The 19,765-nt window shown below is 55.4% G+C and carries 12 protein-coding genes; 5 read left to right on the top strand and 7 right to left on the bottom strand.

Going from position 1 to position 19,765, the window contains the following annotated elements:
* Positions 1-340: 340 nt before the first annotated feature.
* Positions 341-1,447 (top strand): methyl-accepting chemotaxis protein, encoded by a 1,107-nt coding sequence (locus tag SH573x_RS19635; protein ID WP_479349422.1) that lies wholly within the window; start codon positions 341-343, stop codon positions 1,445-1,447.
* Positions 1,448-1,588: 141 nt separating this feature from the next.
* Here the strand turns inward: SH573x_RS19635 and SH573x_RS19630 are convergent, their stop codons facing one another.
* From SH573x_RS19630 to SH573x_RS19615, 4 genes are all read right to left on the bottom strand, one after another.
* A complete protein-coding gene (locus SH573x_RS19630) occupies positions 1,589-3,001 on the bottom strand; it encodes a DUF1501 domain-containing protein (protein WP_479349421.1) in 1,413 nt (470 codons plus the stop codon).
* Positions 3,002-3,012: 11 nt separating this feature from the next.
* The gene (locus SH573x_RS19625; protein WP_479349420.1) at positions 3,013-5,550 is read right to left on the bottom strand and encodes a PSD1 and planctomycete cytochrome C domain-containing protein; all 2,538 of its coding nucleotides are present in this window, start codon (positions 5,548-5,550) and stop codon (positions 3,013-3,015) included.
* 209 nt (positions 5,551-5,759) lie between these two features.
* Positions 5,760-6,803, bottom strand: a complete 1,044-nt coding sequence (locus SH573x_RS19620) for a dihydrodipicolinate synthase family protein (RefSeq protein ID WP_479349419.1) — start codon at positions 6,801-6,803, stop codon at positions 5,760-5,762.
* 388 nt (positions 6,804-7,191) lie between these two features.
* The gene (locus SH573x_RS19615) at positions 7,192-8,217 is read right to left on the bottom strand and encodes an NAD-dependent epimerase/dehydratase family protein (RefSeq protein ID WP_479349418.1); all 1,026 of its coding nucleotides are present in this window, start codon (positions 8,215-8,217) and stop codon (positions 7,192-7,194) included.
* Positions 8,218-8,453: 236 nt separating this feature from the next.
* Here SH573x_RS19615 and SH573x_RS19610 point away from each other — a divergent pair, with 236 nt between their 5' ends.
* Positions 8,454-9,479, top strand: a complete 1,026-nt coding sequence (locus tag SH573x_RS19610; RefSeq protein WP_479349417.1) for a DUF1573 domain-containing protein — start codon at positions 8,454-8,456, stop codon at positions 9,477-9,479.
* Between the two features lie 33 nt (positions 9,480-9,512).
* Here SH573x_RS19610 and SH573x_RS19605 read toward each other — a convergent pair whose 3' ends face one another.
* Positions 9,513-10,277, bottom strand: a complete 765-nt coding sequence (locus tag SH573x_RS19605) for a sirohydrochlorin chelatase (protein ID WP_479349416.1) — start codon at positions 10,275-10,277, stop codon at positions 9,513-9,515.
* Between the two features lie 378 nt (positions 10,278-10,655).
* Between SH573x_RS19605 and ppdK the strand changes: the two genes are divergently transcribed.
* Positions 10,656-13,391, top strand: coding sequence for a pyruvate, phosphate dikinase (gene ppdK, locus SH573x_RS19600; RefSeq protein WP_479349415.1), 2,736 nt, complete (start codon positions 10,656-10,658; stop codon positions 13,389-13,391).
* Positions 13,392-13,619: 228 nt separating this feature from the next.
* Here the strand turns inward: ppdK and SH573x_RS19595 are convergent, their stop codons facing one another.
* Both SH573x_RS19595 and SH573x_RS19590 read right to left on the bottom strand, forming a co-directional pair.
* The gene (locus tag SH573x_RS19595) at positions 13,620-13,859 is read right to left on the bottom strand and encodes a hypothetical protein (RefSeq protein ID WP_479349414.1); all 240 of its coding nucleotides are present in this window, start codon (positions 13,857-13,859) and stop codon (positions 13,620-13,622) included.
* A gap of 93 nt (positions 13,860-13,952) precedes the next feature.
* Entirely contained in the window at positions 13,953-14,906 is a 954-nt protein-coding gene (locus SH573x_RS19590; RefSeq protein WP_479349413.1) for a tetratricopeptide repeat protein, read from the bottom strand.
* A 225-nt stretch (positions 14,907-15,131) separates the two neighbouring features.
* Between SH573x_RS19590 and SH573x_RS19585 the strand changes: the two genes are divergently transcribed.
* Together SH573x_RS19585 and SH573x_RS19580 are read left to right on the top strand one after the other, a co-directional pair.
* Positions 15,132-15,476: a hypothetical protein gene (locus SH573x_RS19585; protein WP_479349412.1), complete on the top strand. Its 345-nt coding sequence runs from the start codon at positions 15,132-15,134 to the stop codon at positions 15,474-15,476.
* Positions 15,477-15,524: 48 nt separating this feature from the next.
* A complete protein-coding gene (locus SH573x_RS19580) occupies positions 15,525-19,763 on the top strand; it encodes a neutral/alkaline non-lysosomal ceramidase N-terminal domain-containing protein (RefSeq protein ID WP_479349411.1) in 4,239 nt (1,412 codons plus the stop codon).
* The last annotated feature ends 2 nt before the right edge of the window (positions 19,764-19,765 follow it).

The following is a 19,765-nucleotide window of genomic DNA, read 5'->3' as shown; positions in this document are numbered from 1 at the left end:
GCGAGGAGCACCCTCTAACCCAACTCTGCGTTACCTGAACATCTGTTGGCTTAAGGCGATCACTCGGTATTGGACGCGAACCACTTCGATGCCTAGCCTGGCGGCTACGGGTTAAACGACTGCCGGCCGAGCTGGAATCTTATGCCACATACACACAGGCTGGAAGCCTATGCCACGTACACACAGGCTGGAAGCCTATGCCACATTTGTGGCTTGGACGTATGCGACCTGCGGTAAAATCTGGTGGTCTTGGCTGGACGATGGTTAATGGTGTGGTACATGGATGTAGGCGGAATGGTATCACAATGGAAAGCATCGTTATTAGGATGAGCCCGGGGCTATGCTCAATCTGAATGAATCATTCTCTGCGCCGACGGATGTGCCGGTCATGTTGACCGAGCAGCCGGACGAAACACAATCTACCATCGAAGCGCACTCGGTCACTGAAATCGTTCGCAATTTAGGCTCGGCACTGGATCGAGCTGTGCGCGATATCTTGAAGGTCAATTCAGCGACCAAAGTGTTGGCGCTGAACGCCAGGATCGAAGCGTCGCGGGCTGCCGAGCACGGCGCTGCCTTCGGAATTGTTGCGCAGGAGATGCAGCGACTCTCTGAACGCACCAGCGAAATTGCGGCTTCGATGGCCGATCAAACTCAAAAAAATACTCAGCAACTGATGTCGCTGATCGGCTGGCACATTCGTGGCCAACGCTTGAGCGATCAAGCGCTGATGAATATCGACTTGATCGATCGATGTTTATACGAACGCACCTGTGACGTACGTTGGTGGGCGACCGACAGCGCGGTCGTAGCTGCCCTGGCCGAGCCCAGTCCACAGAACCTGCAATATGCCTCGCAGCGTCTGGGCGTCATTCTCAAAGCCTATACCGTGTACTTTGATCTGGTATTGAGCGGCGCTAAAGGTCAAATTGTGGCCAACGGTCGGCCCAACGAATTCCCGGTCACCGGTACCGACGAAAGCCGACAAGCCTGGTTTATGTCAGCCATGGCCACGGCGTCAGGCGATGATTTTGGTTTTCAGATTGCACCACATTGCCCCTTAGTGCACGGTCGCAATGCCCTGCTCTATTCGGCCGCAGTGCGCGAAGATGGCGAGTCACTGGGTAAGCGGTTAGGAGCCTTGGGGATTGTCTTCAACTGGGATGGACTGGCCGAACCTATCTTGCGCAAGACCGCCGAGAGTGAACCCGGCGCCCGCTGCTTTATCATCAATTATCAAGGCGATGTATTGGCCGCCGACTCTGCGTGCGGCAGTCGGATACAACTGCCCGGCTTTGAGCGAATTCTCGGGCAGTCCAAAGGTTACTTCATCGACAACTACGAAGATCAATTGTGCTGCATTGCCCATGCAGCTTCGCCTGGGTTTGAAACGTATCGCACCGGTTGGTTCTCGCTAATCATCCAACCTGTCAGCGACCCGTCCTAACACTTCCACCGTAGCGGAAGCCGTCAAGGCTTTCGGAGCATGAACCCGTAGCGGAAGCCGTCAAGGCTTTCGAGATCAGCGGTTTTCGAAACCCACGAAATGCTTGACGCATTCCGCTACGACATTGCTTGACGCACTCCGCTAGGCGTTGAAAAGTTTCTGTAAGACTCGGCCTTCGTTTTGAGTGGCGCGCTCGGGGCGGCCTTGGTGATGGAAGACCAATTGCCAATGGTCGATGCCTAATGCATACAATATGCTGGCGTGTAAGTCATGCACATGCAATCGATCTTCGACTGCGTGCAGTCCCAGTTCGTCGGTCGAGCCGATCGCCTGGCCGGCACGCACGCCGCCACCGGCCATCAGCATGGTGAAGCCGTAGGGATTGTGATCGCGGCCGTTACCTTTTTCGCTCATCGGCGTGCGACCAAATTCGCCGCCCCAGATCACGAGCGTACTATCCAACAAGCCACGTCGTTTCAAGTCTCGAATCAGCCCTGCCACGGGTTGGTCACAGGCGCGGCACAAACCAGCATGATTGCTTTCGATGTTGGAATGCGCGTCCCATTTGCTACCGGCTCCGTGGTACAGTTGCACAAAGCGCACGCCTCTCTCGACCAGTCGGCGGGCCAGTAAACAGTTGCGACCAAAGCTCTCGGTCGCTTTCTGGTCGATGCCGTACAGTCGCTGAGTCTCCTCGGTCTCGCTACTTAAGTCGACCGCCTCGGGCGCTTCGGACTGCATGCGATACGCTAGTTCATAGGCGCGGATACGAGCTTCCAGTTCGGAGTTCTCTGGTCGCGCTTCGGCATAGCTGTGGTTCAGCTCATTTAACATCCGCAGCTTGCCAGCTTGACGCTGATCGCCCACGTCTGTGGGTGGTGAGAGATAGCGGATAGGCTCTTTAGAACTGGACAAGGGCGTACCTTGGAAACTGGCAGGCATGAATCCTGCCCCCCAATTGCGAGCGCCGTTGATTACTTTGCCAGGATCATCTTCGATGACTACAAAACCGGGTAGATCCGCATTCTCACTTCCCAAACCATAGGTGACCCATGAGCCCAGCGAAGGGCGGCCGGCCAAGATCGAACCGGTGTTCATTTGGCAAACACCGTTGGAATGATTCAGACCATTGCCCCAGCAAGAACGCACCTGCATCCAGTCGTCGGCGCACTGGGCCATGTGTGGCACCCAATCGGAAAACCATAATCCACTTTGGCCGTGTTGTTTCCATGTTCGTTTGGAAGCCATCAGCGGCGCATCGTATTCGCCCATCGGCGTGATGATCGGCCCAAAGCTCTCGGGCAACTTTTGCCCGGCCATTTCGTTCAGCCTGGGCTTGGGGTCAAACAGATCGATGTGACTGGGACCACCTTCGAGAAATACGAAGATGACACTCTTGGCGCGCGGGGGGACATGCGGCGCGGTTTGGGCCATGCCGGCGGCGCCTGACTTCTCTGCCAGCAGGGCTTGCAAGGCCACCGCGCCAAAGCCCGCACCGGCCCGCGCTAACATGTCGCGTCGTGAGAAGTATCCGGAACCACGTGGATTATGCATGGGACTTGTCATCAATCGATGTACAGGAATTCGCTGCTGTTGAATAGCACGTGGCACAGGTCAGCCAGGGCTTCCGAGTAAACATCGGCCTGGGCGTCTTTGTCTTCCGCAGCGGAGGTAGCCAATCCAACTTGTTGGTCGATAAAACGCCGCGCCTGCTCCACTTCACCGGTCGACGGTTGGCGCGAGTAAACACGCACAAAGGCAAGTTTGATTTGTTCGTCCGTTGAACTGGCTGCGCTTCGCAAACTCTTGGCCATTTCTCGAGCCGTTTTGATAGGCCAAGGCGAATTGGCCAGCAGCAGCGATTGAATGGGAGTGGTGGTCACACTGCGCTTGCCCACCGTGCCTGTGCCATCGGGCGCATCGAGTACATTGAGCAATGGATCGGGTTTGTTGCGCATGACCTTCGTGTAGATCGCGCGGCGGGCAGCGGTGTGATCGCTGGCTGGGCCTCCCAAGGTCCAGTCGATGGAACCGGCAGCTACCAACATCGCATCGCGAATTTGTTCCGCATCCAAACGCCGGGCGGGGTAGTGCCACAAGTATTTGTTTTCCAAGTCAACCTGAGAAAACTGTTCACGCTGGGGATGTTGTGACCCCTGGCGATAGGTGGCCGAAGTCACCATCAACTTGTGCAGCGCTTTCAGCGAACGACCGTGCTGGAGAAACCAACCGGTTAACCAATCCAGCAATTTAGGGTTGGTTGGTGGTTGTCCCAGGCGTCCAAAGTCACTCGCGTTTGCGACCAGGCCATGACCGAAGTGATACTGCCACACGCGATTGACGATCACACGATGGGACAGCGGATTAGCCGGATCGTTGATCCAGTGTGCCAGCGCCGTGCGTCGCCCGGTGGTTTGAATATGCGCTGGCGGCAGGGCAGCAATACTCTGACCACCCAGAACCTCAAGTGCTGCAGGTTCAATGGGTTGGACATCGGTGCGTTTGCCGGAGATGAAAGTGGGAGGTGCGACTGCTCCCGTCTCACCCGCGGCCATGACGTACATCGGACTGGCGGGCTTCAGGTGATCGAACGTCGCCAGCTCTTCTTTCAGCTGAACCCAACGGGCTTTTTCGTCACCTTCGAGCAGTTTGGCAAAATCCAAACCGTTCCATTCAGCCGTTACTTGGCGAAAAGCCAAGTCGGCCAACTGCACTGCTAGGGGATCCCGCTGCTCCGTTTGCGTACGCAGGAGCGGACGCACGTCAGGCGGAAATTTATCGATGGCTTTGTCGGCTGTCTTCTCGCGAGCCGCTCGTTCAAGCTCGGTCATCTCAGCCCGAATACTTGAAGTGGCTTTTTCCCATTCGGCCAGTTGTGCTTGATAACGCTCGATCTGAGTCGCTTCGCCGGCCAGTGTTGTATCGCTAGGCAAAAATGCAGCAAAGCTGGCTTGCAATCGATAATAGTCTTTCTGCAGGACGGGATCGAACTTATGGTCATGGCACCGCGCACACCCGATGCCCAATCCCAGGAAGGCTTCACCTGTTACATCGGTCAGATCGTTCAGAATGTTGTCCCACTGCGTCCGTACATCGCGCTGGTTGTATTCGTAGATCCAATGACGCAGGTATCCAGTGGCCGCCAGCGTACGATTATCGACGCCCGGCATTTCATCGGCCGCTAACTGTTCGGTCACAAATTGGTCATAAGGTTTGTCGCGATTAAAAGCATCGATGACATAGTCGCGGTAGAGATAAGCCGCGGGTCGATAGGCATCTTGTTTAAAACCATCGCTTTCCGCGTACCGAACAACGTCTAACCAGTGACGGCCCCACCGCTGGCCATAACGATTGTCACCGAGCAAACGATCGACCAACCACTCATACGCTTCTGTCGGAGGCTGTTGTTGGTATTCAGCCATTTCTTCTGCAGTTGGTGGCACGCCGACCAAGTCAAAATACAGACGACGTACCAATACATCGCTGGTGGCCGCTGGTGCCAGCGACAAACCGTGATCGCGCTGCTGGGCAACCACAAAGGCATCAATGTCATTGACCACTCGCTGCTCATCCGCCCAGCCCGAGACATCAGGCACGCTTACTTGAGCCAACGGTCGAAAGGCCCAGTAGTTGCGATCCTCTTCAGTCAATGAACCTCGGCGCAGTTCGATACCCGTCATGGATGCCGCCGGCCAGTGAGCTCCGCTATCAATCCATTGAACTAGCGCATCGATATGCTGATCATCGAGTCGTTTGTTGGGCGGCATTTCCAAGCCATCATGCTTCACTGCGGCGATCAGCAGGCTGTCCGCCGCTTTACCGACTTCGATGGCTGGTCCTGAATCGCCACCCCGTCGCATGGACTCTAATGAATCGAGCCTGAGATTGCCCTCCTGTTTCTCGCTGCCATGACACTTCAAGCAGCTTTCGATCAACAGTGGCCGGACGTTATTCTCGAAGAATTTGTGTTGCTGATCCAGAATGGCCAGTTCATCAGGCGTTTGCCCACGGACGCTCGTCGCCAATCCGCTGAGGCTTAAGCCACCCAGGGCCAATCCATAGATCGCCACCAGCATTTTTAAAGACGCTGAATTCCAATTCATGCGAGCGAATCCTGGAAGAGCGAGGCAGGTTCTGACCGGAGGGGTAACCCTCCATGCTAACGAAACCGACCGGCAGCATCAATAGTTACCGCCCCCCTAAGCCGAGGGCGTTAGCCCCGGTTCCTACTAAGCCCAGAACGTTAGCCCCGGTTGTTTACACCACTACCCGTGAACGTTCAGAAACCGAGGCTAACGCCTGCGGCTTAGAATTACGCGAGCCAACGATCCAGGTTTTCGCGGACAAAGGCGTCGTCAGATAAATGTGGATAGGCGCTCAATACTCGATCGATTTCTGCTGCCTGGCCTGGGCCGAGCGTCTCTGAGTGCTCCAAACACCAAATGCCTTCTAACAACCCCTGTCGCCGCAAGACCTCGTGAATGCCTGCTATACAGCCTGCAAATGCGTTGGCGGCATCGAAGATGGCTGCGTTGGCATCGGTCAATTCGATGTTCAACCTGAGTAGCTCGATGGGTATAGCTCCTCTTCCAGAGGCAACCTGACATAAGTTATGCAGTTCGACTGCACGCGAGGTCCATACGGCCCATTGGCCCAGCAGTCCACCCACGATTCGTCGCTGATGCAACTCCTCGCCCATGGCGGCAGGCATTCGATAGGGCGTCAGCAGGTCGCTCACGATATTGTCGTCATTGCCCGTATACAGCGCGACATCACTGCGTCCCGATTCGATCACCGCTCGCACTACATCCAGCGTTTGATAGCGGTTAAATGGGGCGATCTTGATGGCGACCAGCGGTTCAACCTCCAGCAAGCGCCGCCAGAATTTGTAGGGCAGGATGCGGCCTCCAACTGCCGGTTGTAGATAAAAGCCAATAATTGGTAGGACAGCGGCGACTTGCTGGCAGTGTTCGATTAATTGATCTTCGCTGGCTCTGGCCAGCGCGCCCAAGCTGAGCAGTCCAAAGTGATAACCAGTATCGCGCAGAAAGTTGGCTTCCTGGATGGCTTGTGATGTCTGGCCGCAAATGCCGCCGATGCGAATCGCCTCAGGCTGTCGAGCTTTCATCTCTTCAGCGGCCAATTCAAGCACGGGTTTGAACAAACCATAACGCGGGTCGCGAATGGCAAATTGAGTCGTATGAACTCCAACGGCCAGGCCGCCTGCCCCGGCGTCCAAATAATAGCGCACCAGAGCCCGCTGGTGCTGAACGTCGAACTTGCGATTGGCGTTGAGCGCCAGTGGGCACGCGGGAATGACCTGCCCGGCCGCAAGCGCGGCTAGCTGAATAAGCACGTGGACACGTCCAATTCGGGATTAGGGCACAAACAGGAATCGAGGATAGTGGTAGTCACAAACCACATCCAAGGTGAATAACACTTAGTAAGTTTAACAATTACAAATTAAGCTTGGAGGCATTATTGGGATTGAGCTCGCGACCGCTACCTCCTTGCCATGCTAATCCGTGGTGTCGTCGCAGATCAGAGCTTTGACCGGCAAAACTGAATCGGATTGCAGGGCCGGTTGGAAGGGAGCGTTGTTCGCGCGCAGACCGCAAGTTCGATAATTTATTTCTAAGATTCTGTAATTCGTTCGGGGCTTAACTCGCGCTGACACGACGAGTGTCCTAATCCCGAATTGGACGTGTCCACGTGCTTAGAATAGTGCGGCATGGCGATCCACTTCAGAATTTGCCGTCGCGAGCTTCGAAATGCGTGGGTTTGTTCAGCAGACGTCCGCCGCTGCAAGTCCAATCGGCGACCGCATCGATCAACTCGTCGGAGCTCACTTGAGGGCGGCCCCAGGACTGATAGCCATAGTGCGCATTGCTAAGCAGCGCTGTCGGTGCCTCTTGGCCGGTAAATACAGGGCTGCGTCGCATCCTGGAGGCCATGCGCTGGGCCACTGCTCGAATCGATAGGACTTCCGGTCCAGTCATATTCAAGACATGTGGCGGTGAACTCAAAAAGGCAAAGGCACACAGGGTCATTGCGTTCGCATCGCCTTGCCAGATAGTGTTGAAGTAGCCCATCGACAAATCGACACTTTGATTCGCCAATATTTTGGTGGCGATATCGACCAACACGCCATAACGCAAATCACAAGCGTAGTTCAGCCGCAGCAGGGCCATAGGTATCGACCACGTGCGGCTGAAGTGATCCAACAGACGTTCACGCCCCAAGGCGCTCATCGCATATTCGCCGATCGGGCCCGGCAGATCGCTTTCCACGGAACCACCACTGGCCGGTGTCGTTAGTCCGTACACATTGCCGGTTGAAAACGCGACCACTCGACTGTGTCGGTAGCGGCTGGCCATCAGCATCGGAGCATAATCATTCATGGCCCAAGTCAGACTGGCGTTATCGGCTGAGCCGAATTTCATGCCGGTCATCATGATGACGTTGCGGGCATCGGGCAGGTCTGCCACTTGCCGTTCGTCCATTAAGTCGCAGCGAATGGTTTCGATCCCGTGCTGCTCTAGTTCAGCTTGGCCAAAGCTAGTGAAACGAGCTACCCCTAGGATTCGCCTGCTCATGCCAGCCAGGTCAGAAGCTCGCTTGGCCATCCGCGCCAACGACGGCCCCATCTTGCCCGCCACACCCAAGAAGATGATATCGCCATCCAACTGACGCAGAGTCTCCACCACTTCATCGGTCGGCCGACTGAGGGCCTCGTCAAGATCTTGTTCGGAAGAGAAAGTAAGTGTCACTATGTCTCCTTTCGCTCCGCGAAAGGCTATCACATTCCGCTGAGCAAAAAAACTAGCTGTTAATATTCAGCCAAAAAGCCATGTCCATTCAGCCTTGTAACAGCCTAGAGCAGCAAAGAGAGACAGGGATGTTCCTTTTGCGGAGCAAAAGCAGACAGTATCGGCCTTTTGTCGAGCAAACGAGCCTGCTAAATTAGGGGCTTAGTGGGGGGAGCGAGTTGCCAAGGAGTTCATGAATGCGATTGCCAGGGCCTGCACAAGAAGTGCTTTCGAGCATATTTTTTGCTGCATTGTTTATCTGCGTCAGCTCAGTGGGATTTCAGATCCAGGCTGCGGAAGAGTGGGCTCGCAAAATGTTCACGACCACTCAACATGACTTTGGCACCGTGCCGCGTGGGGCCAAGAGCGAATTTGAGTTCAAGCTGAAGAATACCTTCAAAGAGAACATTCACATCGCTTCGGCACGCAGCAGTTGCGCTTGTACCCAGCCCAAAATCCTCAAGACCGATCTCAAAACATACGAAGAAGGCGCGATTATCGCCGAGCTGAACACGCAAGCCTTCGTGGGCCAACGCTCGGCGGTGGTGACCGTAGTATTTGATCGACCGTACTATGCTGAAGTTCAACTACTGGTCAAAGGCAATATTCGCTCGGATATTGTCATCGAGCCAGGCGAAGTCAAATTTGGCGATGTCGACGTGGGCTCAACGAAGTCGGCAGACGTGAAAGTTTCCTATCAAGGGACCACCAATCGCGATTGGCAAATCACCGATGTTCGCAGCACCAATCAGCATCTAGCCGTCAAACTGAATCAGAAAAAAGAGAATGGCCGCACGGTATACACCATGAATGTGCGGCTGAAAGATTCCGCCCCGGCTGGCGAACTGAACGACGAAATCCAGATCATTACCAATGACAATCAATACAAGGAAGTCACGTTGCCCGTGCGGGCATCGGTGATCCCGCCGTTGTCAGTAGCACCGCTGTCGATTGAACTGGGCAGCTTGCGGGCCGGTGCCGCTGCCAATACGCGTCTGATCTTGAAAGCCAAGACTCCGTTTGGCATCAAGAGTGTCGATTGTGAAGACGATCGATTCAGCTTCAAGATACCCGATGGCGAAAACCTGGTCCGCATCGTGCCGGTCGAGTTTCGAGCGGGTGATACAGTAGGTGCATTTAAAAGAACGATCGAAGTCACCTCGACCCTGCCCGACGAATCCAAAGTAGAAGTGGTCGTCACCGGCAATATTATTACTGAGTGAGTTGCAGTTTTGGTGCGTTGGGATGCGCAAGGCTCAAACTTGTCGAACCAGCGCTGCCAACACCTGTGCCAAGCGCTCATCTTCGAATTGATCTACGCCGGCACCGAGCGGATGGCAACAGATCCACAGTCTGCCATCGCTGGCTTGTCGCTGTGCCACTGCGGCTTGCAGGCCGTGGAACACCTCGCCTTCGAACAGTAAATGCGGCTGCACGACCAATACGTCGGACGATTGGTTAGTGAGCCAGTCGAGGGTCTGCTCGACATCGGGCTGGCGAACCGCGACAAAGCCCACTGTATGCTGGGCAACCGGCGTCAGTTCGCATCGCAACTGAGCGAATCTTTCCATAGCTGCTGCGGCCGATGCACTGCTGCTGCCTCTTGCGATCATGGCCAGGCTGACGCGTTGGTTACTTGTGCATCCGGCTGCGTCCAGGGCTTGGCGGAATCTCTTGGCGGACAAGGCCAACACGGCTGGTTGATGTTCCAGCGGTGAAGTCTGGTGGAGAACTTGGATGCCGCAAACGGCCGCCGCGGCCTGAACGGCTTCGGGAATATCACGCTCGGCATGGCCAGCTCGAAAGAGCAATACCGGCACGGTGATCAACCGTTTGACCCCCTGGCGGGCCAAGGACTGAATGCCTTGTTCGATCGATGGCGTGGCCAGTTCGAGAAACCCCAGTTCGGTGCGCAGCGGGGCCAGACAGCCAGCCGATTGGCAAGCCAAATTTCGCATCTGTGCCTGGCCGATCGAATCTCGCGTTCCATGGCCAATAATGAGTACGCCTAAATCATCCACCAGTATTTCCCTTTTAGCTTTTTGGTTCCTTCCCCTAAACCGCAGGCGTTAGCCTCGGTTCCGTCCATTTGGCCATTCGCATTAGCCTGCGTGAGCAACTGAGTTGTCGGACCCGCAAATGGTCATGCAAGCCGCGGTTTTTGTACCAACGGCGGCAGGACAGCACCAGCTAACGTCCTAGGCTAAGACGCTATCACCCAATTGACGATTTGCGTAGGTACTAGTACACTCGCCAGCCTATTTTATTGCCGGAAGTCAATAGGTTTTAGGGAGTTATGTCTAACTTCCCCTTTTAGCGGCAGGGATCAAACGAACCGACCCTGTGGCTGTTGCAATTTCAGCCGCGGCAACCCTAATTCGGAGGTGCAACTCAACGTTATGGCCAAGTCAAACAAGATGATTTACTACTTCGGCAAGAGCAAGACCGATGGAGCGGGCGACATGAAAGCCCTGCTGGGTGGTAAAGGCGCGAACTTGGCAGCCATGACCAAAATCGGCTTGCCCGTGCCACCCGGTTTTACGATTACCACTGAAGTCTGCGTTCATTACTACAAGAATAACAAGAAACATCCCGATGGTTTGATGGCCGAATTGGCCAAGGCCGTGGCTTGGATGGAGAAAGAAACCGGCAAGAAGCTCGGCGATCCGAAGAACCCGCTGCTCGTTTCCGTCCGCTCCGGTGCCCGCGATTCGATGCCTGGGATGATGGACACGATTTTGAACTTGGGCCTGAACGATGAGACCACGGAAGGCTTGAAGAAAGCCACCGGCAACGGCCGCTTTGCCTGGGACTCCTATCGTCGCTTCTTGCAAATGTATGGCGACGTGGTCATGGGTGTGCAAAAACGTCACGAAAATGAACATGAACCGTTCGATGAAGTGATGGACCATCTGAAAGAAGAAGTTGGCGTCAAAGAAGACGTCGACATGACCGAAGAGCATCTGCAGGAACTCGTCAAGCGATTCAAGAAGCTGATCAAGGATCGCACTGGCAAGCAGTTCCCCAACGAACCGATGAAACAACTCGAAGGCGCCATCAACGCTGTCTTCGGATCGTGGATGAACGAACGCGCGATCCTCTATCGCCAGAAGTATCGCATTCCTGACGAATGGGGCACTGCTGTTAACGTACAGAGCATGGTGTTCGGGAACATGGGTGATGACTGCGCCACCGGCGTGGCCTTTACTCGTGATCCGGCCACCGGCGAAAACGTTTTCTATGGCGAATACCTGGTCAACGCTCAGGGCGAAGACGTAGTGGCTGGTGTACGCACGCCGCTAGTGATCGCTGACATGGCCAAAGACAAGATCATCGGCCCAGCGTTCAAGGAACTCGTTGAAGTTCGCAAGACGCTCGAAAAGAATTTCGGCGACGTGCAAGACTTTGAATTCACCATCGAAAAGAAGAAGCTGTACATGCTTCAAACACGTAACGGCAAGCGCACAGCGCTGGCATACGTGAAGATCGCCCACGACATGGTCAAAGAAAAACTGATGTCGCCTGAACGGGCGATCGAGTCGGGTGATCCAGAAGCTCTGAACCAACTCTTGCAACCTATCTTCGACACGGTCGATTACGAGAAGGCACGCAAGGATGGCAAGCTGATGGCCACTGGCCTGGCGGCTGGTCCTGGGGCTGCCTCAGGCGCCGTTGTGTTCACCGCTGCCAAAGCCGAAGAATTGGCGGCCAAGGGTCAAAGTGTGGTACTGGCACGTATCGAGACCAGTCCCGAAGACTTGCGTGGCATGATCGCCTCGACCGGTATTTTGACCGCTCGCGGTGGTGTCTCCAGTCACGCTGCCCTGGTTGCGCGTCAAATGGGCAAGGTCTGCGTGGCCGGTGCTGGCGATGTCGAAATCGACTACGCCAAGAAAACGCTCAAGGCCAACGGCGTGACGCTCAAGGAAGGCGACGCGATCAGCATCAACGGCTCGACCGGTGAAGTTTTCCACGGGCTGATCAAGACCGCTGATAGCGAACTGAAGCAAGTGCTGGTCAACAAGACCATGAAGCCGGCCGATAGCAAGGTCTTCCAGTACTACAACAGCTTGATGAAGCTGGCTGACAAGTATCGCAAACTGGGTATTCGCACCAACGCTGACCAACCCGACCAGGTTGCCAACGCAGTTGCCTTCGGCGCCGAGGGCATTGGACTGTGCCGCACCGAGCACATGTTCTTCGAAGGCGATCGTATCATCGCTGTCCGCAAGATGATCCTGGCTGAGAAGGAAGAAGACCGAAAGGCCGCCTTGGCTGAACTGCTACCATATCAGCAGAAGGACTTCGAAGGTATCTTCCGCGCTCTGGATGGACTACCAGCCTGCATTCGTTTGCTGGATCCGCCACTGCACGAGTTCTTGCCTCAAGGCGACAACAAGAAGGGCCAAGAAGAAGTTGCCAAACAACTAGGTTGCTCGGTGAAAGATGTGCAGCGCATGGTGGATGAACTGCATGAGTTCAATCCTATGCTCGGTTTCCGCGGTTGCCGACTGGGCATCGTGCGTCCCGAGATTTCCGAGATGCAAGCTCGGGCTATCTTCCAAGCTGCTGCGGCGGTGATCAAAGAGGGCATCAAGGTCAAGCCTGAGATCATGGTACCGCTGGTCGGCTTCAAGAAGGAACTCGACCTGCAAGTTGAGATCATTCATCGCGTGGCCAAAGAAGTCATGAAGGAAACTGGCAAGAAGTTCCCTTACTCGGTGGGCACGATGATCGAAGTACCTCGTGGTGCGTTGACCGCTGACGAGATCGCTGAGACCGCCGAGTTCTTCTCGTTTGGTACCAACGACTTGACCCAAACCTGTTTGGGCATGAGCCGCGATGACTCTGGATCGTTCATTCCGCCTTATCAAAATCTGGAAATTCTGAAGGCCAATCCGTTTGCTTCGATCGACACGACGGGCGTTGGACAACTGATGAAGATCGGTGTTGAAAAGGGTCGCAAGACTCGCAGCGATCTGAAGATCGGCATTTGCGGCGAGCACGGTGGCGATCCATCGTCGGTTGTGTTCTGCCATCAGATCGGCTTGAACTACGTCAGCTGCTCGCCATTCCGCGTTCCAATCGCGCGCCTGGCAGCCGCTCAAGCCGCGCTCAAAGACGCGAAGAAGTAAAGAGCAGTTAAGGTCACCTCCCCCGCGAAGCGGGGTTGGTCGCAGACGCTATTGCGGTACTAACCGCCTCTTCCGCCAAGACCCCTCCCGAATCTCGCAAAGCCTCGATTCGACCTCCCCATGCTGCGCATGGAGAGGTGACGGTCACCTCCCCCGCGAAGCGGGGGAGGTCGCAGACGCGGCGTTTAGCCGTCGTCTGCGGGAGGGGGCAATGCGTTGCGGTTGACCCTACTGCTTGACGTACCCCAGTTCCGTAATCACTTTCAGCATCTCTTCGTAAGTGATATAGCGTCGGCGATTCTGGAGTTTGTAATTGTCGATGGTTTCAGCCAATTCGCGGGCGGCGGGCGATAGACCGTAGTGAGTGTTGCCAAACTGACGACGTTCGACGCCAGCTTTGTTAGGAACGGAGCTCTGGCGTCGGTCAACAAAGTCGGTTGGTGCTTGTGGCTCCAGAGCTGCGGACATCGTCGCTACCCTATCGAAGTAAAAGAACAAGAATTGATTCGACCGCACCCAAACCCTACCTTACAAACTCAATCTGGGCAAATTTAGTCGAGATCACTCTTTGTGCGGCACCGGATGAACAGTCCACATAGCCGGAACTTTCGAACCATTCGAATTCTTTAGCTGCTGATCGAGCTCGTTTTGCAGGCGCAGGGCGAGCGCTTGGTTTGGATTGTGCTGCAAAGCGCGATTGAGACACAGTCGAGCTTCGACCACGTCCCCCAGTTGATACTGCAACTGGGCAAACTCGACCATCAGCTCGCTTTGGTCGGGAGCCAGCTTGGGCGCTGCGTTTCGCAGGCACATCAGGGCCGCTTGAGGTTCTTCCAAATCTGCCAGAGATTGAGCTCGCAACAAAAAGGCGCGGGGCGGAATTTGCGATTCACTGCGTTGGTCGTTCATGCGATCGAGCGTCGCTAGAGCTCGCTGCGGTCGCGCGGTCAGCCGATACAGTTCAGCGACGGTAACTTGAACCTCTGGCCAGTCGGGGCGATACAACAGCGCGCGATGGTAACAACTGATCGCCTCTTCCATCCTGGACGAGCAGCGAAGGACGTCACCTTTCAGCGCCCAGGCCGCCGGATCATTGCGATGAGTACGCAAGGCGTTTTCCGCCATCTCTAGTGCATGCGGAAAGTCTCGTTGCTCAAGATACATTTGGCCCAAGCGAACCTGCAGTTCGGGATTGGAACCGCTCAGCTCTACCGCATGTGCCATGTGACGCGTGGCTTCACTCTCTTCACCGCGGTTCCATAAGACTTCGGCGTATCCCCACTGAGCGCGCTCATCATTAGGGCTATGTCGCAACGCTTCGACAAACAAGCTCTCCGCATCATCGTATTTGCGCTGCTGCAGCGCGTCGGCGCCCAGCAAGGAATACTTGCGAGCTTGCGGCAGTTCCTTGGTCTTGCGCGCTTGGAGTACGCGACAACCCCCTGCCAGCGCGACCAACAGGACACACACTAGCCAACGATGAATTATGCGTGAAGGTTTCGACTGGTTCGACACGTGCCAGGAACAGTCTCAAGTACTTGTGCGGACGAGCCTTGGGGTACAATGCGCGGATACTATCGGAAAGTTCCCAGCTAACGCTAGAGCGCTGCGGAAGGTGAAATCTCAAAAAGCGTGGATTCCAGAATGCCCAAAACATACACAGGCCTTGGCTTAACACTACTTTACCCAGATTCCTGGACTATCTCCGACGAACCAAGTGGGGATAATCGCGAGGGCATTATGCTAGAAAGTCCTGGCGGTTCATTTTTAGCTATCAATCTACTGGGCAATGATGTCGACCCCGACGGCGCAGTCGATGAAGCGGCCGAAGCCATGACCGCCGAATACGAGGACATTGAAAGCGAAGCCTACGACGTTGAAATTGCTGGGCAACTTTGCATGGGCACACTCCAGAGGTTCTACTATCTGGACTTCGTAGTCGCCTCGAAACTCTTTACCCTCGAGTTGGATGACAAAGTCTATCTCATCCAGATCCAAGGCGAAGATCGCGATATGGACGCCCAAGCCACAGTGTTTGATGCGATTCTGACTTCAATGGTCAGATCGTTTGCCCCGAAGTCCTGAATGGTGAACTTCGATTCCCGAAACTCAATTCATGAATTCTGATTCCAAATGCACTACACCCGCTTCTCCTGTTGCCTCTTGTTGCTCGGTGCACTTGTCTGTTGTCGGCTGGGCTCGCAGGCGGTGGGGCAAGACGCAGCCGACTCTGCCTGGCTGGCGGGCTTTGCCAAAGTCGACATCACGCCTACCGAGCCGTTGCGGCTGAGCGGTTACGGGAATCGCGATCAGTTATTCACAGGCGTGGCCGACAGACTGTTTGTGCGCGCCTTGGTTCTCTCGCAAGACAAACGAACGCTAGCCCTCGTCTCGGTCGACTCGATTGCAGTGACGGGCAGTATGACTCGTCGCTTGGAAGAGCAATTACAGATCAAGCACGGGTTGTCGCGGAGCGACTTTGTCATCTGTTCGACTCACTCGCATGCAGCACCCCACGCGGCCGGCTGTCTACCCAATATCTTTCGAACGCCGCTCAGCCCCGAGGATCAAGCGGCTATCGAGCGTTATGCCCAAATTGTTGAGTCGAGTATTCTCAGCGCGATCGACCAGGCGATGGCTGGTCGACAAAAGGCGACCTGCGAGATAGCCGGTGCCGAGGCTGGATTCGCCACTAATCGCCGCGTGCTGAAGGATGGACTTTGGACTGGTTTTGGTCAACAACCCGACGGCCCAGTCGATCGACGCGTGCGCGTGATGCGGGTGGTGGATCAGCAAGGAAAACTGCTGGGAGCTGCCACGATGTATGCGTGCCACTGCACCACGCTGGGCCCGGACTTCAATCAAGTCAGCGGCGATTGGGCGGGCCTGGCTGCTCAAGAGCTGGAAGGTAAATATGCTGGCGCGGTGTTTGTGCCCGTAATTGGCTGCGGAGCGGATGCTAACCCCGAGCCGCGCACAGGTTATGAACTTGCGCAACGCCATGGTCGCGAAATGGCCACCAGCATCGAAGCTGCACTGGCTGGTAAACGCACCAAACTGGCCACCTTTCCGGTTGGACGTTTCGGTTATGCCGGGTTGGCACCGGAGATTCCATCGCGCGGGGATTTAGAGGCGGCCTTGGCTGACAAGGATGTGTATCGCCGACGCTGGGCGGAGAGTATGTTGACGACGCTCAAACAAATGGGGCGTTTGCCTGAAACTTACCCTGCGCCAATTCACACCTGGTCATTTGGCGATGAATTGGTGTGGGTCTTCTTGGGCGGCGAGGTCGTTGTCGATTACCAATTTCGTCTCGAGAAAGATTTAAAGGCTCAAAACGTCTGGGTGGCTGCATATACCGATGATGTCTTTGCCTATGTAGCTAGTGAGCGTATGCGGGCCGAAGGCGGTTACGAAGTCGATGGATCGATGTTGTATTATGGCCAGCCGGGACGCTGGCAATCCGGCACCGAAGATCTGATCGCTCGTCGGACCCAAGAGATTCTCAGTCAAGCTAGCGCTGAAGACAGAGCTCGCTCGGCCGACGAATCGTGGAAGTCGATCCATGTACCGGAGGGCTATGTGGTTGACCTGATGGCGGCCGAACCGCTGGTGAACGATCCGGTCAATATTGCTTTTGGTCATGATGGTCGAGTATGGGTCGCGGAGATGAGCGATTATCCGCTGGGTGCGCCTGGTGGTGGTCGTGTGCGTTGGCTACGCGATACCAACGGCGATGGCCAACTGGATCAATCGCAAGTCTTCATCGACGGCCTCAACTATCCGAGCTCGGTCACTCCCTGGCGCGATGGCGCGATTATTATTACCTCACCGGCTATCTTCTTTGCCGCTGATCGAGATGGAGATGGCAAAGCCGAAGTCCGCGAAGACTTGCTGCAAGGGATCGCTCAGGCCAATCCACAGCATCGCTCAAGTGGTTTCGAACTTGGGCTGGATGGTTGGCTGAACTTTACCTCCGGTGACGATACCCAAGAGATCCACAGTACGCGCAATGATCAACGCACCAATGCCTCGCGTCGTGATGTACGTTGGAATCCCGATACGGGCCAGTTCAAATTGACGGCGGGCCATACACAGTTCGTTCGCGCTCGCGACGAGTTTGGCAACTGGTTTGGCAACGTCAACAATCAGCCTATGTTCCACTATGTGATCGAAGACCAGTATCGCAGTCGTGCAGGTTTCAGTGGTCCAGCTTATCAACACTTGACCGATCCTCCGATCGCGCCACCCGTCTTGCCCGCTAGTCGTACGTTGGATCGCTTTAATGATATTTACACTTCCAATCGCTTTACGAGCGCGTGCAGTAGCATCATCTGCCGCGTTCCAGGTTTAGGTCCCGACATGCGCGGGGCGGCCTTGGTATGCGAACCAGTGCATAACCTGGTAGCTCGATTCCAGGTTCAGCCGGATGGCTCTTCCTTCAGGGCGGTACGCTTTCCGAACGATCAGCAATTTGACTTCTTTGCGTCTAGTGATCCGTTTGCGCGTCCAGTGCGCGTTGTCAACGCTCCCGATGGCACGTTGTGGGTTGTCGACATGGTGCGGCATGTCATCGAACATCCCGAATGGATTCCGACTGCCTGGCAAGAACGACTAAATTTGCGCTCAGGAACAGGACTCGGCCGCATCTATCGCGTTAGGCTCAAGGACTATCAGCCTCAGCCGTTACCGCAGACGGCTCAAATGAGCGACAAGGCATTGCTTGATGCCCTGGCTAGCGACAATGGAGCCCTGCGCGACTTGGCTGAACAGCAACTGCTGTGGCGCCGCTCGGCCAACCAAACCAATGCCACACCAGCCAAACCTGCCTCGAACGAGGAGTTAAAGTTGAGTGAGATGAAGTTGCAAGAAATATTGGCCAGCAGTCCACTGCAGGCTGCCCGCGCACAAGCACTTGGAACATTATCGGGGTTGGGTTTGGCAACTGCGGACTCGATGGCCACCGCGCTCGCCGACGAAGACCCTCGAGTTCGGCGCTACGCTGCGAGCCTGGTCAACGATTCATCGCCGACCCTGGCAACTGTCGTACAGCAGGAACAAGACGTGGGCGTGTTGTTGCAACTGGCCTTGTCGCTCAGCCAATCCGACTCAACGCAGGCCGCGGCCATCTTCGAAACAATCGCCGCGCATGCGGGCCAGGACGTGTGGCTGGCAAAAGGTTTGTCGCTCGTGAGTGACTCATCGGTCGCAGCCACCCTGACTGGCTTGGTGAAAGCTCTAGAGTCCATTCAACCTGGCCAGGCCAATGCGGAGGCGCAAGAAGCGCTCGAATCCACGCTCGCCTCGCTTTGGTCGCGAGCCAATCAGGCACAGCGTTTAACCATTCTCAAGAGCGCTTTCGCGGGCAAAGATAATTCGCTCAATCCTGTACAAGTGAATTTGCTATGCGCTCTGGCGGCGGCCAATAGTTTGGATACCGAAGGTGATGATCAATTGCGGGCTCGCATCGATAGCGCGGTGGAGCGGGCTACGAACATCGTCTTCGATGAACAAGCCGCTTCCGAAATGCGACAACAGCTCTTGCCGCTAATCTTGATCCGGTCGACCTCCAACTCGGACAAGTTAAACGAGCTCGTGAAACTCTTGGCTGCACAGCAACCACCCGAGGTTCAGCAAACGGCACTTGAGACAATACGAAGATTGAAAGCGGATGAAACGGCACTGGCATTAATCGGCGTTTGGGCGGGTCTACTACCCGATCAACGCAGCGGCGTACAGAATCTGTTACTGGAACGACGTCCGTGGACGGAACAGCTTGTGTCCGCCCTGGAGCAAGGAAAGCTGAAGGTCACGGATTTAGACACTTCGATTATGGAGCGCCTGCGCACGCATGCTGATCGTCGTATCAATGCCCGGAGTCAAAAGGTTCTAGGGGCGCCACCGACCTCGGACCGCGCGCAAGTAACCAAAGATATGCTGGCCAAACTGGTTGGGCAGGGGGATGCAGCGCGTGGTGAACAGCACTTCGCGCAACACTGCGCGATCTGCCATCGAGCTGCAGCGGATCGTCCCATCGTGGGAGCTCCGCTGGAAAACATCTCGAACTGGACCCAAGAACAATGGGTGGTCGCCATCCTCGATCCAAACCGAAGTATTGAACCCAAGTACCATCAGTACATCGTCCTTACACACGATGGCAGATCGCTGGCTGGGGTCATTGAAGATCGTTCGTCGCATCATTTGACGCTGGCAGCGCCCGATGGCAAGCGTTATGAAATCGAGTTAACTCAAATTGAATCTTTGAAGGACCTGGGGACATCCATGATGCCGGAAGGTCTCGAGAAGAAATTGGACGCAGCCGCCATGACTGACTTGCTCGCTTATCTGCAAACTTTAAGAACTCAGAAATGATC

This window comes from Rania fehmarnensis (assembly GCF_056494185.1).
This window is presented reverse-complemented; position numbering and strand designations above follow the sequence as displayed.

Coding starts and splice junctions, on each gene's coding strand:
- SH573x_RS19595 (WP_479349414.1), bottom strand. CDS start 13,859: ATGTCCGCAGCTCTGGAGCCACAAGCACCAACCGACTTTGTTGACCGA.
- SH573x_RS19630 (WP_479349421.1), bottom strand. CDS start 3,001: ATGCATAATCCACGTGGTTCCGGATACTTCTCACGACGCGACATGTTA.
- SH573x_RS19610 (WP_479349417.1), top strand. CDS start 8,454: ATGCGATTGCCAGGGCCTGCACAAGAAGTGCTTTCGAGCATATTTTTT.
- SH573x_RS19585 (WP_479349412.1), top strand. CDS start 15,132: ATGCTAGAAAGTCCTGGCGGTTCATTTTTAGCTATCAATCTACTGGGC.
- SH573x_RS19625 (WP_479349420.1), bottom strand. CDS start 5,550: ATGAATTGGAATTCAGCGTCTTTAAAAATGCTGGTGGCGATCTATGGA.
- SH573x_RS19580 (WP_479349411.1), top strand. CDS start 15,525: ATGCACTACACCCGCTTCTCCTGTTGCCTCTTGTTGCTCGGTGCACTT.
- SH573x_RS19635 (WP_479349422.1), top strand. CDS start 341: ATGCTCAATCTGAATGAATCATTCTCTGCGCCGACGGATGTGCCGGTC.
- ppdK (WP_479349415.1), top strand. CDS start 10,656: ATGGCCAAGTCAAACAAGATGATTTACTACTTCGGCAAGAGCAAGACC.